Annotated in this window: 13 protein-coding genes; 11 read left to right on the top strand and 2 right to left on the bottom strand. The window is 60.7% G+C overall.

All coding sequences use genetic code 11. The features are described 5' to 3' along the window. Position 1: 1 nt before the first annotated feature. Positions 2–607 carry a 2-polyprenyl-3-methyl-6-methoxy-1,4-benzoquinone monooxygenase gene (coq7, locus tag KI787_02970; protein ID MBV6628893.1) on the bottom strand — a complete coding sequence of 202 codons (606 nt, stop codon included), beginning with the start codon at positions 605–607 and terminating at the stop codon, positions 2–4. Positions 608–784: 177 nt separating this feature from the next. On the opposite strand from coq7, the gene holA reads away from it, so the two are divergent. The 10 genes from holA to mutM all read left to right on the top strand — a co-directional run bounded on the left by holA (position 785) and on the right by mutM (position 12,863). Next, on the top strand, positions 785–1,717 hold the full coding sequence (holA, locus tag KI787_02965) for a DNA polymerase III subunit delta (GenBank protein ID MBV6628892.1): 933 nt from the start codon (positions 785–787) through the stop codon (positions 1,715–1,717). Beyond that, positions 1,711–2,985 carry a glutamate-5-semialdehyde dehydrogenase gene (locus tag KI787_02960; GenBank protein ID MBV6628891.1) on the top strand — a complete coding sequence of 425 codons (1,275 nt, stop codon included), beginning with the start codon at positions 1,711–1,713 and terminating at the stop codon, positions 2,983–2,985. Before holA ends, KI787_02960 begins: the two co-directional genes overlap by 7 nt. A gap of 40 nt (positions 2,986–3,025) precedes the next feature. After that, entirely contained in the window at positions 3,026–3,346 is a 321-nt protein-coding gene (gene rsfS / locus KI787_02955; protein MBV6628890.1) for a ribosome silencing factor, read from the top strand. Beyond that, the gene (gene rlmH / locus KI787_02950; protein ID MBV6628889.1) at positions 3,343–3,810 is read left to right on the top strand and encodes a 23S rRNA (pseudouridine(1915)-N(3))-methyltransferase RlmH; all 468 of its coding nucleotides are present in this window, start codon (positions 3,343–3,345) and stop codon (positions 3,808–3,810) included. Before rsfS ends, rlmH begins: the two co-directional genes overlap by 4 nt. Positions 3,811–3,858: 48 nt before the next feature. Further along, complete coding sequence (gene maf, locus KI787_02945; GenBank protein ID MBV6628888.1) at positions 3,859–4,452, top strand: septum formation inhibitor Maf; 594 nt, start codon at positions 3,859–3,861, stop codon at positions 4,450–4,452. Further along, positions 4,445–5,893 carry a ribonuclease G gene (rng, locus tag KI787_02940; GenBank protein ID MBV6628887.1) on the top strand — a complete coding sequence of 483 codons (1,449 nt, stop codon included), beginning with the start codon at positions 4,445–4,447 and terminating at the stop codon, positions 5,891–5,893. Before maf ends, rng begins: the two co-directional genes overlap by 8 nt. 51 nt (positions 5,894–5,944) lie before the next feature. Continuing rightward, positions 5,945–9,625, top strand: a complete 3,681-nt coding sequence (locus KI787_02935) for a hypothetical protein (protein MBV6628886.1) — start codon at positions 5,945–5,947, stop codon at positions 9,623–9,625. Then, entirely contained in the window at positions 9,622–10,449 is an 828-nt protein-coding gene (locus KI787_02930) for a carbon-nitrogen hydrolase family protein (GenBank protein ID MBV6628885.1), read from the top strand. The genes KI787_02935 and KI787_02930 overlap by 4 nt, the downstream gene beginning before the upstream one ends. A 110-nt stretch (positions 10,450–10,559) precedes the next feature. Then, positions 10,560–11,996 carry a metalloprotease TldD gene (gene tldD, locus KI787_02925; GenBank protein ID MBV6628884.1) on the top strand — a complete coding sequence of 479 codons (1,437 nt, stop codon included), beginning with the start codon at positions 10,560–10,562 and terminating at the stop codon, positions 11,994–11,996. A 39-nt stretch (positions 11,997–12,035) separates the two neighbouring features. Further along, positions 12,036–12,863 carry a bifunctional DNA-formamidopyrimidine glycosylase/DNA-(apurinic or apyrimidinic site) lyase gene (gene mutM / locus KI787_02920; protein ID MBV6628883.1) on the top strand — a complete coding sequence of 276 codons (828 nt, stop codon included), beginning with the start codon at positions 12,036–12,038 and terminating at the stop codon, positions 12,861–12,863. A gap of 42 nt (positions 12,864–12,905) precedes the next feature. Here mutM and KI787_02915 read toward each other — a convergent pair whose 3' ends face one another. Continuing rightward, positions 12,906–13,868 carry an integron integrase gene (locus tag KI787_02915; GenBank protein ID MBV6628882.1) on the bottom strand — a complete coding sequence of 321 codons (963 nt, stop codon included), beginning with the start codon at positions 13,866–13,868 and terminating at the stop codon, positions 12,906–12,908. 906 nt (positions 13,869–14,774) lie between these two features. Between KI787_02915 and KI787_02910 the strand changes: the two genes are divergently transcribed. After that, positions 14,775–15,623 carry a hypothetical protein gene (locus KI787_02910; protein MBV6628881.1) on the top strand — a complete coding sequence of 283 codons (849 nt, stop codon included), beginning with the start codon at positions 14,775–14,777 and terminating at the stop codon, positions 15,621–15,623. Positions 15,624–15,672: the final 49 nt, after the last annotated feature.

The raw sequence follows: 15,672 nt of genomic DNA, 5'->3' as shown, positions 1-15,672 counted from the left end.
GCTAAATCCAGTAGGCGCTGGTCGTCATCACCTTGGAACTCAAAGCCATGAGCTTGCGCACTGGACGCGGCAGTTCGCGCCCACCGCGTTCGCGCGCGGCTGCACCATGCGCCGCCTCATCATCCCGCATTTTTTCCAGCACTTCGCGGCTGGCATGGTCACCTGCTGGGAGTCGTTGCAAGTGCCCTTCCAGGTGGGCCTCCACCTGACGCTCTGTTTCGGAGACAAAGCCCAAGGAAATAGCATCGCCTAAGCGCGCCACACTGGCGCCTAGGGTGTACGAGCCTGCGAACCAAATGGGGTCGAGCAAACTGGGCGCAGAGCCCAAACGGTCGAGGCGGGCTCGGCACCAGCGCAGGTGCGCTTTTTCTTCGGCCGCCGCTTCCAGCAGATGCTCGCGATTGTCCGCGCGTTTGGCCTGCGCAGCCTGGCCCAAGTACAAACCCTGAGCGGCGACTTCGCCAGCATGATTTATGCGCATTAATGCCGCTGCCTGGCGACGCTCCGCAGCACTTAAATGGGTGTCATCTGCTGGTCCATCAATGACTTCTGCGAGGCGATTCTGAATGCGGCCCAGCCAATCATCACCGCGACTGACTCGGCGCATCGGGGAGGGGGTGCTCGGCATAGAGAACTCCAATAATCTACTAGCAGGGGAGGTGCTTATTGCCCGCCTGGGGCTGCTAAGCTTTTAGGCATGATACTCCGGCCACCCGATTTACCACGCCGCCTTCCGGCGACCGCGCCGGCGGTGTGCCTAGTGATAGGCGACGAGCCGCTGTTCGTGAGTGAGTCCGCAGATCAGATGCGCGCGCATTTGCGCGGCCAGGGCTTTGAAGAGCGCCTGCGCTTCGACAGCCTGGATGAAGATGCGCTTTATGCAGAGTCGCAGGCAGGCTCATTATTCGCCTCGCGCAAAATTCTTGAGGTCGATCTGCCGGAGGCTAAGGTAGGCCAGACCGGAGGCAAATTTATCAGCCGTTGGCTGAAGGATCCGCCCGCAGATATTTGTTTGCTCTTGGTCGCGCATTGCGAGCGTATGCCCAGGGCAACGGCATGGATGAAAACCATCCAAGATCAGGGCCTATTCCTGCGCGGCGACTCCTTAGAGCGGGCGGCTATCCCGGCTTGGCTGGAGCAACGCGCCCGGGCGCAGGGCCTGGAGCTCACGGCGGATGCCGTGGAGTGGATGACAGACCGCACCGAAGGCGCCTTGATGGCTGCGGCGCAGGATTTGCAAAAACTGGAAATGCTGGGCTTAGAGGGCAGCATAGACAAAGATACCCTGGAGCAGAGCGTCGCTGACGCCGCGCGTTTCGCCGTCTTTGCCTTGCCGGATGCCTGTTTGGAGGGTGACCTCGTGCGTGCCCGGCGGATCGCTCTACGGCTACGCGCCGAGGGAGCCGCTGCGCCTTTGCTGAACTTTGCTCTGGCGCGCGACCTGCGCAGCCTACTCAAGTTGGCCAAGGGCAGCAGCCCGCAGGCAGCTGGTGTATGGCGCACGCGGGCACCACTGTTCAACCAGGCGCGGCGTCGCCTGAAACCGGCGGTTTTGGGGCGGCTACACCGCGCGATGGTGGGTTTAGATCAGCTCGCCAAATCGCGGCCGGAGGAGGAGTATTGGGAGGACTTGTTAAACTTCGTCCATGTGTTTGCCGGTGGTACCACTACCGCCAAACTGCCATTTGCTTTAGATGAGACTCTCGCAACATTTTGACTACTAACACTACCAACCTCGAGCAGACCATTCGCGACATCGGTGCCAAGGCCCGCAATGCCTCGGTTTCCACCGCGCGCGCTACCACCGCCCAAAAGAACCAAGCCCTACTGGGGCTGGCCAGTATTTTGCGCGAGCAGCAGGCCGCGCTACTGGAGGCGAATGCGGCCGATATGCAGGCCGGCCGCGAGAATGGGCTGGACGCGGCTTTGCTGGATCGTTTGGAGTTAACGCCAGAGCGCATCGAAAGCATGGCCCAAGGGGTAGAGCAAATCGCCGCTCTTCCAGACCCGGTTGGCGCCATCAGCGACGCCCAGGTCCGCCCCTCCGGCATTCAAGTGGGGAAAATGCGGGTGCCTTTGGGTGTGGTGGCCATCATTTATGAGTCGCGGCCTAACGTCACCGCCGACGCTGCGGCTCTGTGCTTGAAATCGGGTAATGCCAGCATCTTGCGTGGCGGCCGCGAAGCGCTGCAATCCAACCAAGCTATCGCTCGGTGTATCGAGCGTGCACTAGATGCGGCTGGATTGCCTGAAGACGCCGTGCAGGTGCTGGACTTCGCCGATCGTGCGGCGGTGCCGATTCTGGTGGGCATGACCGAGGCTGTAGATGTCGTGGTTCCGCGTGGTGGCAAGGGTCTGGTTGCTGCAGTTCGCGATGCCGCGCGGGTGCCGGTCATCAAACACCTGGATGGCATTTGCCATGTGTATTTGCACGATGCCGCCGATGCGCAGATGGCGACCGCCATTGCCGTCAATGCCAAGACGCACCGCTTTGGCACCTGCAACACCATGGAAACACTGCTCATTGCCGAGTCCCGCTTGGCCGAGCTGTTGCCCGCAATTGCCGCCCAGCTGCGCGAGAAGGACGTAGAGCTGCGTGGCTGTGAGAAGGTGCGCGCCGTTGATGCCAGCATCCAGGCAGCCACCGATGAGGATTGGGCCACGGAATATTTGGCGCCAATCTTGTCCATTCGCGCCGTTCCCAACTTTGACGCGGCTGCGGATCACATCCGCGAATATGGCAGTGGGCATACCGAGGCCATCGTGACCGAATCGCACACCGATGCTATGCGCTTTTTGCGCGAGGTTGATGCCAGCTCGGTGATGATCAACGCCAGTACGCGCTTTGCCGATGGCTTCGAATATGGCCTGGGCGCCGAAATTGGCATTAGCACCGACAAATTCCACGCTCGCGGTCCCGTGGGGCTGGAAGGCCTGACCAGTCAGAAGTGGGTGGTCTTTGGACAAGGACACATTCGTGACTGACAACACAGCTGCCAACGGCAGTGATGTTCCAGAGCTCAACTTGGCTCAGGAGGCTTTGGAAGAGCTCAAGGCCCGAGACACCCGCAAAATTGATGTGCGTCCACTCACGCCACTCACCGACTGGATGCTGATTTGCACCGGCACCTCCAGTCGGCATGTGAAGTCGCTGGCCGATAACTTGGTTTTGAAAGCCAAGCACGCCGGCCATCAGCCTAAGGGCGTTGAAGGGCTGGATGAAGGCGAATGGGTGCTGGTGGATTTGGGCGGGGTGGTGGTGCACATCATGCAGGCTCAAACCCGGGCCTTCTACCAGCTAGAGAAGCTTTGGACGGGTGACGAGCCCACTGCCGAAGAGGGGTGAAGCTACGCATCATTGTCGTAGCTACGCCGGGGCCGCGTTGGGCGGACGACGCCGGGGCCGACTTTCTGCAACGGCTGCCCAAACATTGGAAGACCCAGCTTCAATGGATCAAGCCCACGGCGGGTCGTGAGCGCAGCTCGGCCCAGAAGCTCAAAGTCGCCGACTCCGATAAAGTGCGCAAGCTGCTTCAAGCAGAGCCCTATGTTTTACTTGATGAGCGCGGCCAGCACTGGCCCAGCCGCCGTTTTGCCGAACAAGTGCAGCGCTGGGACGAACAGTACAGTCAGTTGAATTTGGTGATTGGTGGGCCGGATGGCCATGATCAAGCCCTGCGTGACGGGGCTGCGGGGCTGCTAGCCTTATCCAAACTCACTTTTCCGCATGCTTTGGCGCGGGTGGTGCTGTTGGAGCAGTTGTACCGGGCCAGCGCGATTTTGGCTCAGCACCCGTATCATCGGGATTAATAACGATAGTGTCCGGCGCATAGGCCGGAATCGCTTTGGCAACACACAATGGCTAACACAGCGCAGCGCACCTTTATTCTTGCGTCGGCTTCGCCTCGGCGGCGAGAGCTACTGCTGAGCCTGGGTTATCGCTTTGTGGTGCAGGCTGCCGATATTGACGAGTCGGTTTGGCCGGAAGAGCAGCCCGAAGCCCATGTCCAGCGTCTGGCCTTAACCAAGGCGCAGGCTGTGGCCGCGCAACAGCCGCAGGCTGCTGTGCTGGCGGCAGACACCATTGTGGTTAATGCCGGGCAAATACTGGGAAAACCACGTGATGCTACCCATGCCGAGCACATGCTGCGAGAGCTGTCGGCGACTCGGCACCAGGTGCACACGGCCATAGCCTTGGCCATCGACGGCAAGCACCAAGTGCAGCTGCAAAGCTCCTGGGTGCAGTTCCGCCCACTGCGCCATGCTGAAATTGCGGCCTATGTGGCCTCCGGTGAGCCCATGGACAAAGCGGGGGCTTATGGCATTCAGGGGCAGGCCGGGCGCTTTGTGTTGGAAATGCAGGGCAGCTACACCGGAATCATGGGGCTGCCTTTGTGTCAAACAGAGCAGCTACTAAGCGATGCGGGATTGAGGCCTGGCAGTTATGAGTAACGAAATACTGGTCAATGTCACGCCTTACGAGACCCGAGTGGCCGCGGTAGAGCAAGGTGTATTGCAAGACCTGCATATTCAGCGTGGCCACCGCGGTAGCATCCTGGGCAACATTTACAAGGGCCGGGTTGAACGCGTGGTGCCCGGCATGCAGGCCGCGTTTGTGAATATTGGCCTGGAGCGGACCGCGTTTTTGCATGTGGCAGATCTGGCTCGGAATGATGAAGGTGACTCCGATATCAGCGCGGTGCTGCGCAATGGCGATGCCATCTTGGTACAGGTCATCAAAGAGCCACTGGGCAGCAAGGGCGCCAGGCTCACCGGTCAAATCACCATTCCCTCTCGCTATCTGGTGCATTTGCCTTATTCCTCGCATGTGGGTATTTCGGCGCGTATTGAAGATGAGGAAGAGCGCGAGCGCTTACGCGAGGCGGTAGGCGCGCTGGCTGAAGAGAGTGAGGCGCCGGGCGGCTTTATTGTGCGCACCGCAGGGGAGAAGGCCCAGGCCGAAGACTTGGCCACCGACATGGCCTACTTGCAGCGTTGCTGGAGCGAGATCCGGCGTAAGGCCTCCAGCGGTATGCCGGGAACGCTGATCCACTCCGACCTGCCGCTGGTCACGCGGGTGGTGCGCGACCTCGTCGAGCGCGGCATAGAGCGCATTCGTATTGACGATGAGCGCGCCTTTGCTCAATGCGAAGCCTTTGCGCGGGATTATGTGCCCTGGGTTGCACCGCGTCTGGATCTGTACGACGCCGACACCCCCATTTTCGACCTGTATGGAGTGGAAGATGAGTTGCAGCGTGCCCTAGAACGCCGCGTATCGCTCAAATCGGGCGGGCACTTGGTGTTCGATCAGACCGAGTCCATGACCACCGTGGATGTGAACACAGGCGGTTACTTGGGCTACCGCAACCTTGAAGAAACCATCTTCAAGACTAACCTGGAAGCAGCGCATGCCATTGCGCACCAGCTTCGGTTACGCAACCTCGGCGGCATTATCATTATCGACTTTATCGATATGGCCGAAGAGGGGCACCGCCAACAGGTGCTGCATGCCTTGGAGCGGGCCGTGGCGCGGGATCGCGCCAAAACCAGCATTTCGCCCATTTCTCCGCTGGGGCTGGTGGAAATGACCCGCAAGCGCACGCGCGAAAGCTTGGAACGCATTCTCTGCGAGCCCTGCCGGGTCTGTAACCACCGCGGAACGGTGAAAACTCCGGACACCGTGATGTACGAAATCTTTCGCGAGTTGCGACGCACCGCGCGGCAGTTCGACAGCCAAGAGTATCGAGTGTTAGCCAGCCCAGATGTGATTGAACGCTTGCGCGAAGAGCAGGCCGGCGCGTTGGCCGAAATGCAAGAATTTCTGCACACGCCCATCCGCCTGCAGGCAGAGTCGCAATACATGCCGGAATCCTTTGATGTGGTGCCCATGTAGGCAAGGCTTCCGCCCGGCCTGGTGGCAGCACAGCGCCGCAGGGCGGAAGTCATGACACAACTGCGCGGCTTGTTGTGGTTGGGGCTGAGTCTGGCCATTGTGGCCGGGCTGGCCGCGGGCGGCTTCCGTCTGGCGATGCATTTGGCACCCGAGTATCGCCAAAGCTTGGTGGCCGCTTTGGAGCAAGAGCTGGACGCGCAGGTGGACATTGCCGACCTGCGCCTGGGTTGGGAGGGCTTTGGCCCGGCTTTGGCCCTGCGCGGGGTACGCCTTCAAGCCGCGAATAATGACCCGGTTCAGGTGCAAGGGCTGACCATCGGCTTTCATCCCTGGGAACTGGTGCAGGGCAAAATTCGTCCCCGCCGCCTCACTGTTACCGGTGCCGAACTCATTTTGTGTAATGACACTGGCCAGTGGCGCGTGCTGGGTTTGCCCGGTGGCGGAGATACCCCACCGAGTTTGGACGACATGCTGCAGGCCCTGGATGAGTTCTCCCAGCTGCGTATTCGCGACTCCAACTTGCGGCTGCAGGCGGCAGAGGATGGCCCCGCCATCGCCGTATGGACCATTGATGAAGCTCGCCTGGCAGGTGGCTTTGGTCCACGCCGCGCTCTGCTGCACTTACACGATGCACAGGGCGGACGCATGGAGCTCAGCAGCCGCTTTGCCGACGCGCAGCCGCAAATGCTGGAGTGGGAGCTGCGGGATATTCAACTCGACGCTGTGAAATCTTTAGATCCTCGGTTGGCACCTATTCCTAGTGGCGAAATCCACCTGCTGCAGGGACGTGCGGACCGGGAGTGGGAGAATGGCCGCAGCAGTTGGCCTTTTCAGGGCCAGCTGCGGGCTGCCTTGAGCAGCGTTGCGGAAGGACCGCTGGATTTACGCATACAAGGGCCCTTGCGCGGCAGCCTAGGGACCGATCGGCTGCGGGTCGAAAGCGAGGCCTGGTCGGTAGAAACAGGTACCCGAGCTTGGCCTACCCAGGCATTATGGGTGGAATACCTGCTGGGCGACCGCCCGCGGCTGCGTTTGCAGGCGGGCTGGATACAGCTGGATGATCTCTTCCCTATGGTGGCGGCGTGGTTGCCTGAGCAAGCTCCGTTACAGGAGCTCCAAGGAGCGCTGAGCGATGTGCGCTTGGATTGGACCATGGGCACCCCGCGTCCGGCATTAGTGGCCCAACTATCCCGGTTGGGTGTGCGCTGGGGAGACCAATGGGCCATTGAGGGCGTGGATGGTGAGGTGAGCAGCTCTGGTCAACGCGGGCGCATCAGCATCAATTCCCGCGACCTGCAGCTGGAGTGGCCGGCCGTGCTCAGCGCGATGACCGAAATGGAAAGTCTGGCCGGCACCATGCAATGGTCCTGGAGCGACCAAGGCTTGCAATGGGATGTGCCGGACTTGGCCTATTCCGTCAGTGCCATCGACGGGGTAGGGCGCTTGAGCCAAGAGGCCAGTGGACGCTGGCAGGTGGACCTGCGCTTTCTTTGTCCGGATGTGCGGGTCGCGCGTAATCTCATCCCATTAATTTGGCCACAAAGCTTGCAGAACTGGCTGAATGAGGCTGCCCAAGGCGGTGAGCTGCGCGAAGGTCGGGTGCACCTCAATGGCGTGGCGGCCAAGCTGCAACGCACCGAGGTTGATCTAGAGCTTGATGCGGTGAGCCTGCAATTTGCCCCAGGCTGGGACCTGCTCCAAGCCGAGCAGGCGCAAGTGCAAATCCGCGATAAATCCGTCCAGGTGTCTGTGCCTCAAGGCCGGCTACGGGAGCTGCAGATCAATAATGTGCAGGCCCAAGTGGCCCCTAAACCCGCGGGCTTGCTGCAAATCAATGCCGGCGTTCGCGGCGATGCGGGTCGGGTAATGCAGCTTTTGGGCGATAGCCCCGTGGCCGACGAAATCCAAGGCCTGCGCCGGAGTATGTCCCTGTCTGGCCCCATGCAGGGCGAGCTGGACCTGGTGGTGGATCTGCGTAAACAAGGACGGGGGCGCTGGTCGGCACAGGTGGACGTTGACAACGCCCAGCTGCAGCTACGGGATTGGCCCACACCCATTCGCAACATTCGCGGGGCCCTCAATATCAGCCCCGAAGGCTTGGAAGCCACGAATATGCAGGCGCAGATGCTGGGCTGGCCCATTCAAGCCCGGCTCAGCCGCAGTGCGGGTCGCACCCGGCTACGGGCTACCACTCGCGCCCAAACAGCGGATATTCCTGCGCAGTGGCCCTTGCCGGATTGGCTGCCGGCACGTTTACAGGGTGCAAGCGAATGGGTGGTTGAAGGACAGTTTGGTGGGGCGGCGAATACCAACATCAGCTTGCGCTCCGACCTCAAAGGGGTTGCGGTGGAGCTTCCCCCGCCGCTGGGTAAGACTGCTGAGAGCGCGCGACGGGTGGAGCTCAGCCTGAAGCCAGAGGAACATCGCCTGGAGCTGGCCTATGGCGATTTATTGGCCTTGCATGGCTTGCACTTGGGCCGGCCAGAGGCCCGCTTGGCCATACGCTTTGGCACCGATCAAGTCGCTGCTTCGCCGGCGGCTGGGGTGTGGGTGGATGGCGAGCTGGGGCAGCTCCCTTTGCAGCCCTGGTTGGACTTCTTGCCCGAGCTGCAAGCCGCGGCCACGGATGACGAGGCCTCAACGACGGATCAGTTTGGCGGCTTGAGCCTGCGCCTTGGCGCCTTGGAGTTGGCCGGTCAGAGCTGGCCACAAACCGACTTGCAGGTGTTGCGCTCCGGTGCAAACTGGCTGGTGAACCTGCGCGGTGACACCTTGCGCGGACAAATGTTGGTGACGCCCAAACAAGACCAAGACTTGGTCATGGCTGGGCAGTTTGAGCAAGTGGACTGGAATTTGGGCACGGCCCTGAGCAGCGGCGACGCCACACCTCTACAGCTGGAGCTGCCCGCTGAACTGCCCACCATGGACCTACGCATAGCGCGTTTTCGGCTAGATGGAGAAGACCTAGGCCCGCTCACGATGGGCGTGGTGAGTGAGCCCTGGGGCTACCGGGTAGATACCTTGCGGGTGGGTGCAGATGCTGCTCCCACTCTGCGTTTGTCGGGGCGTGTAATCGACCCTTCGCGCGCCCAGGGTACGCAGTGGGAAGCTGCCAAGAACACCTTACAGTTCGCGCTGAACACCGACAACGCCATGCCCTGGCTACGCGGCATGGGGTATGCCGGGCGAATTCGCGCCCAGCGCATGCGTTTGGACGGCTCCTTGGCGTGGGCTTCGCCGGCGGACTTGGCCGCGCTGCGCGTTGACGGTGATTTTCAATTCAACCTCAGCGATGGCCGTTTGGTGAGCGTGGAACCCGGTGCTGGCCGCTTACTAGGGCTGTTGAGTGTGACGGCCTTGCCGCGCCGGTTCTTGCTGGATTTTTCCGACGTCACCGACTCTGGCTTAGGCTTCGACACCCTGGAGGGCAGCTATGCCCTCAACCAAGGCCAAGCCATCACCGATGACTTGCGCATCATCAGCCCCTCCCTGCGCATGATGGCCCGCGGCGAAGTCGACCTTGTGCAGCGCCTGCAAGACCAGCAGGTGACCATCCTGCCCGGTATTTCTCATGGCTTTACTGCCGCAGCCACCGTACTGGGTGGGCCGGCGATGGGCTTGTTCTTGTTGTTAGCCCAGGAGCTACTGGATAAGCCCTTGGATCAAGTGGGGCAGATTGCTTATCGCATTCAAGGGCCACTCGACGACCCCACTGTGGAGCCCGTGCAATGACACAGCTGACAGTTGCGGGCCTGCAGTGGAATGGCAGCCCTGATCCCGAAGCCAACTTGCTGGCTTTGGAGCAGGCTTTGGCTGAGGCTGCACAGGCGGGGGCCCAGGTGGCTGTGCTGCCGGAAAATGCGCTGTGCATGGGGCGTACCGAGGAGGACAAGTACGCCAGCGCCGACGTCCCCCCAGACTATGTATGGCGGGATCGCGTGCTGCAGCTGGGCGCGCAGGCTGGTCTGGCTTTGATTGCCGGCAGCTTGTACTGCCGCCTGCCCCAGGAAGCGCCTCGGGTGCGTAGCCGCTGCTGGGTAAGTGATGCAAAGGGCCGGCCGCTGGGCTACTACGATAAACGCCATCTTTTCGATGTTGATGCCGGGCAGGGCGAGCGCTACCAAGAGTCGCGCACCATCGCACCCGGGGACAACCCTGCACAAGTGGTGGCCTGTGCGGGCGCGCAATGGGGCTTATCGGTGTGCTACGACCTTCGTTTCGCCGAACATTATTGGTCGCTGCGCGACCTGGGCGCCCAGGTGATTGCGGTACCCGCTGCGTTTACCTACACCACCGGGCAAGCGCATTGGGAAGTGCTGCTGCGGGCCAGGGCCATCGAAACCCAATGCTATGTGGTGGCCAGTAACCAATGCGGCACCCACGCCAGTGGCCGCCAAACCTGGGGCCACAGCATGATTATCGACCCCTGGGGCCGCATTCTGGCCCAAGCGGGACATCAGCCCGATGTCGTCACTGCGGCCTTGGACTTGCAGGAACTGCAAGCGCTCAGAGAGCGGTTTCCGGTGGCGAACCATCGACGTGTGCCGACGGTCTGAAGCCTGGTCTGCACGGGTAGACACAGCGGCAAATCGCGGTGCTCCGCGCATCCCCTGGCCACCCCCATTCGTAGGCAGAAATGCCGCCCCAATGCATATATCCTAGGCATATGAACGCACTCTCCCTGGCCCAACAACATCTGCTCGAGCCCGGTGGGCTCTCCACCTCGGATATTGAGCGCAGTCTGAATCAGCTCCTGGCCCCTGGCCTGGATGCGGCGGATTTGTTCTTCGAATCCAAGCGCAGTCAGGGCTGGATGCTGGAAGACGGCATCTTGAAAAGCGGTAGCTTCTCCATTGAGCAGGGCGTGGGTCTGCGCGGCATCGTGGGCGAAACCGCAGCCCTGGCCTACACCGAAGAACTCACCCCCCAGGCTTTGGAACAGGCGGCTGGAACCGCTGTCGCTTTGGCGCGCAGCGGGCAGTCTGGCCAGGCCATGCCGGTGGCCGCGCGGGAGGTGCCGGCGCTATACACCGCCGCCGACCCCATTACTAGCCTGGAAGACACTCTCAAAATTGCCGCCCTTCGCGAGGCCGATGCCGCCGCGCGCGCCGCCGACCCGGCGGTGGTACAGGTGAATGTGAGCCTGGCGGCTAGCCATCAGCATGTGCTTATTGCCCAAAGCGATGGCACCCTCGCCGCCGACGTCCGCCCCATGACCCGCTTGAATGTGAGCGTGGTGGTGGAGCGCAATGGCCAGCGCGAAAGCGCCCACAGCGGTGGCGGCGGCCGCTACGGCCTGGATCAGCTGCTGCAACGCATGCAGCCGGCCGAAGTGGCCCGCGAAGCCGTGCGCCTGGCGCTGCTGCGCCTGGAAGCCGATCCGGCTCCAGCCGGCACTTTCCCAGTGGTTCTGGGCAATGGCTGGCCGGGAGTACTGCTGCACGAAGCGGTGGGGCATGGCCTGGAAGGCGACTTCAACCGCAAGCAAAGCAGTGTCTACGCTGGGCGAGTGGGCGAAAAAGTGGCCTCTAGCTTGGTCACCGTGGTGGACGACGGCTCTTTGCCGGATCGCCGTGGCTCGCTCACGGTGGATGACGAAGGCACGCCGGGCCAGCGCAATGTGCTTATCGAAAAAGGCATTCTGCGCGGCTACATGCAGGATAAGCTCAACGCCCGCCTCTCTGGCGTGGCTGCTACCGGCAATGGCCGGCGCGAAAGCTTCGCCCATCTGCCCATGCCGCGCATGACCAACACCTTCATGGAAGCGGGTGATCACGACCCCGACGAAATCATTGCCAGCGTGGAGGACGGCATCTACGCCAAGAACTTCGAAGGCGGCCAGGTAGACATCACCTCAGGCAACTTCGTGTTCACCGCCGCAGAGGCCTACCGCATCGAAAAAGGCCGGATCACCCGCCCGCTCAAGGGCATGACCCTCATCGGTAACGGCCCGCGCACGCTGGAGAAAATCAGCATGGTGGGCAATGACCTGGCCCTGGATGATGGCATTGGCGTATGCGGCAAGGATGGCCAGAGCGTACCTGTTGGTGTGGGCCAGCCCACTCTCAAGGTGGATGCCCTGACCATCGGCGGCACCGCCTAACAGGGCTGCGACCGGAGCCTCCAACTACACCCCAGCACCATGCCTGAACTCCCCGAGGTGGAAACCACCCGGCGCGGAATCGCGCCTGCGGTAGAAGGCCAAACGCTGCGCGCAATGACCGTGCGTAACGCCGCGCTGCGCTGGCCCGTGCCCGACGACCTCCCGGCCCTGCTGCAAGGCGCCAGCATCGATGCCGTGCGCCGCCGCGCCAAATACCTGCTGCTGGATTGCAGCCGTAGCGGCCAGCCTCTAGGCAGCATGCTGGTGCACCTCGGGATGAGCGGGCAGCTGCGCGTGGTGGAGCCAGATGCCCCTCTGCGCAAGCATGACCACGTGGACTGGGAACTGGCCGATGGCCGCGTGCTGCGCCTGCACGACCCCCGCCGCTTTGGCAGCGTGCTCTGGCAACCCCTGGGCGACACGCATCCTTTGTTGGCCAGCCTGGGCCCGGAGCCGCTCTCACCCGAGTTCACCGCCACCTATCTCTACCAGCGTTCCCGTGGCCGCAAAGGCCCGGTGAAGCCCTTCATCATGGATCAGGCCATTGTCGTGGGCGTGGGGAACATCTACGCCACCGAAGCCTTGTTTGCCGCCGGCATTCACCCCCGCCGCCCGGCCGGAAGAGTCTCGCTCAAGCGCTATACTGCATTGGTAGACGCCATCCGCGCCGTGCTGGCCGAATCCATCCAGCGCGGCGGCACCACCTTGCGCGACTACGTCGACCCCCAAGGCAGCCCCGGCTGGTTCCGCCTGCAACTTGCCGCCTACGAACAAGCCGACAAACCCTGCCAACGCTGCAGCACCCCCATCCGCCGCGAAGTACTGGGCCAGCGGGCCAGCTATTTCTGCCCGAGTTGCCAGCGGTAGAAAGGCGCTGAATAAATCGTTGGGCTCGCATCTGCAATGGGCTCAAAGCCCATCTAGGGGGCTGATCACTCCGCGGCCACCACGATTAAGCACATGGGTGTAAACCATGGTTGTGCTGACGTCAGAATGGCCGAGCAGCTCTTGTACCGTGCGAATGTCATAGCCACCCTCCAAAAGGTGGGTAGCAAAGCAGTGGCGCAGCACATGCGGAGAGATTGCTTGATCTAATCCTGCGGAACGGCCGGCAGCGCGCACAGCCCGCTGCAAACGCTTCTCATAGTGGTGATGGCGGCGGCGAAGCCCGCTCACCGGGTCCAAGGACAGATGATTATCGGGAAACACCCAAAACCAACCAAACTCTTGGCCCGCATGCGGATATTTGCGGTTCAATGCTCCCGGCAGCGCAACCCCAGGGATGCCCGCTGCACGGTCGCCCTGCCAAATGGCCCGGGCCTGCTCCAACTGTGTTCTCAGCGCGGCAGAAGCAGTTTTTGGCAACATCGTGCGGCGGTCCTTATCACCCTTGCCGCTGCGTACCGTAATTTCACCGCGTTCAAAGTGAATGTCTTTCACGCGTAGGCGCAAGCACTCCATCAACCGCAACCCACCCCCGTACAGAAGCTCGGCCATAAGGCGATGCACCCCGTGCATAGACGCCAACACCGCAGCCACCTCCGTGCGTGACAGCACCACCGGCAACCGCGCCGGACGCTTGGCTCGTGTGACATCGCTCAGCCAGGGCAGGTCTAGCCCAAGAACCGATTGGTACGCAAACACCAAAGCACACAAGGCCTGATTCTGCGTACTGGCCGCCACCCGCCGCTTCGTAGCAAGGTGCGTTAAGAAGGCCTCTACCTCAACCTTCCCCATTTGCGCTGGATGCCGCAGACCGTGAAAACGCACATAGCGTACCAACCAACTCACGTAGCTCTGCTCGGTGCGCCGACTGTAATGTCGCTTACGACACTCCGCACGCACCTGGTCCACTAATTTCTCCGCCGGCATCTCAAGCTCGCAGTTGCAGCTAAACCCATGCCCACGTATAACGAACAAAAACAACCAAGGCGGACCGGGAGGGCACGCCTATGCAAAAGACCCTAGCGCAACCTTTTTCGCTGGACGTTAGCCAAGCGTCAGCAACGCAAGCTGAGATAAAACAAGGGGTTGTAGCCACTTTGACACTCCCGAGCGTCTTTTTGCGCCGTGCTACACCCCATCCACCCCAGACTACGGGCCACTTATGGCGTCGAATTGGGTGTTAGGTTTCATTATGGAAATGAGTTGCTCGCCCGGTACGCTAATCCTGCCAGTCGCCGACCCGGGGGATTTCCTGGGCTACTTGTGCAGAAGCCCGAAGGTGGTCTATCAGCTTCGCGCAGTTCATTAGTCACAAGGGGGGGCGGTATCTAGCGACGAAACAGTTGACGAATTCACAGCAGCTGCTGGATCTGCTTTCGTGACTGCGATACCCGCATCCTTGATGTTAGGTGCCGAACTCGAATGGCCGTTATACGCCCTACTCATCACCGCCATCGTTAGCATCGCCTGGGTCGTGAGCGATGGTCTGCTGGTGAAGTTCGTTCGAAGCCCCAAATACGCCTGGCCATGCTATGTGATCTTCGCCATTTACATTTCAAGCGGCTCCGCTGCTTGCATGCAAACCAATCCGCCCGACTCTATAACCGTGATAGCCATCGGAGGGTTTCTCACTTACTTGGCGAACCTCTTTTTCTATCGGTCTTCTGTGCTCAATTCATTAAGCTGCGACCAAGTCGAAAAAGTTCGTGGCCGGTAGCGAAGTTATGATCGAGTATGGTCACGTTGAGGGCATGTGCTGGTTGGGGGGGCACAGGAGATTGGGCGAGCTGAAAGTGAAACCTAACAGGTCGCTCCAGTCGGACACTTGCGAGCATGCTGCGTTTGGCTACGCCAATCCTCGCCCGCTCGCAAGTGCCGCTGAGCTTGGGTGTTAGGCCCCACATGAACAACTGGGAGGAAACCCGCAGCCACTTGCTCGAAATGCTGGAACGTCACTACAGAAGGTGCGTAAACCTTCTTCCGGAAGTTGGCTTTGACAGCAGCAGCGGACAGCATCTCCATTGCATGTGTCTTTACGCTTCGGTCATTGAACTTTGCCCGACTATCATCCATCTGGCCAAGAACGACAGTTTTGTCGCTGTGCCACTGATTCTTCGGTCGATGTATGAAGCTGATATCGACCTGTGTAACTCTATTCGGGACGAAAACTATTTCAAGTCGGTTTGTGCCGAATATCTCACGAAGATGACTCGAGTATTGCAGGTTGCGCACAATACCGAGGCTGAAGGGTTCTTATCCGCTTCCGGGGGCAAAGAATCGCTGAGGGAGTTTCTGAAAAAGAAAAACGGCGAACTCGAAGCACTGAAAAAGGAAGGCCACAGGCCAATGCAAATAGTTGAGCGTTTTGAGATGGCGAACCGTGGGGATGAATACATCTCGGCGTATGCATACCTATGCGGTCACTCACATAGCGACATAGCCACACTTGAAGAGCGTCACCTCCGGACCACGGAAAATGGTGTCGAGGTTGTGCTGTATGAAAGCATGGACATCGAAAGTACAGTGCACCATCTAAATCTCACAAATTCGGTATTCATCCGTACTTCTGGGATGCTCCATCGGTTCGTCGATAGCGGTCATACCGAAGAAATCGACGGAATGTACGCAGAGCTAGAGGCGGCAAGAGAACAATGGCCGGAGGCAGTGCAAGGTGTGGCCTAACAAATCGTATATGGACTCCCCCAGCAAGGCCTTGAGTTGAAGTCGTGAC

Source organism: Oceanococcus sp. HetDA_MAG_MS8, from assembly GCA_019192445.1.
In the GTDB taxonomy this organism is placed as follows: Bacteria; Pseudomonadota; Gammaproteobacteria; order Nevskiales; family Oceanococcaceae; genus MS8.
This window is presented reverse-complemented; position numbering and strand designations above follow the sequence as displayed.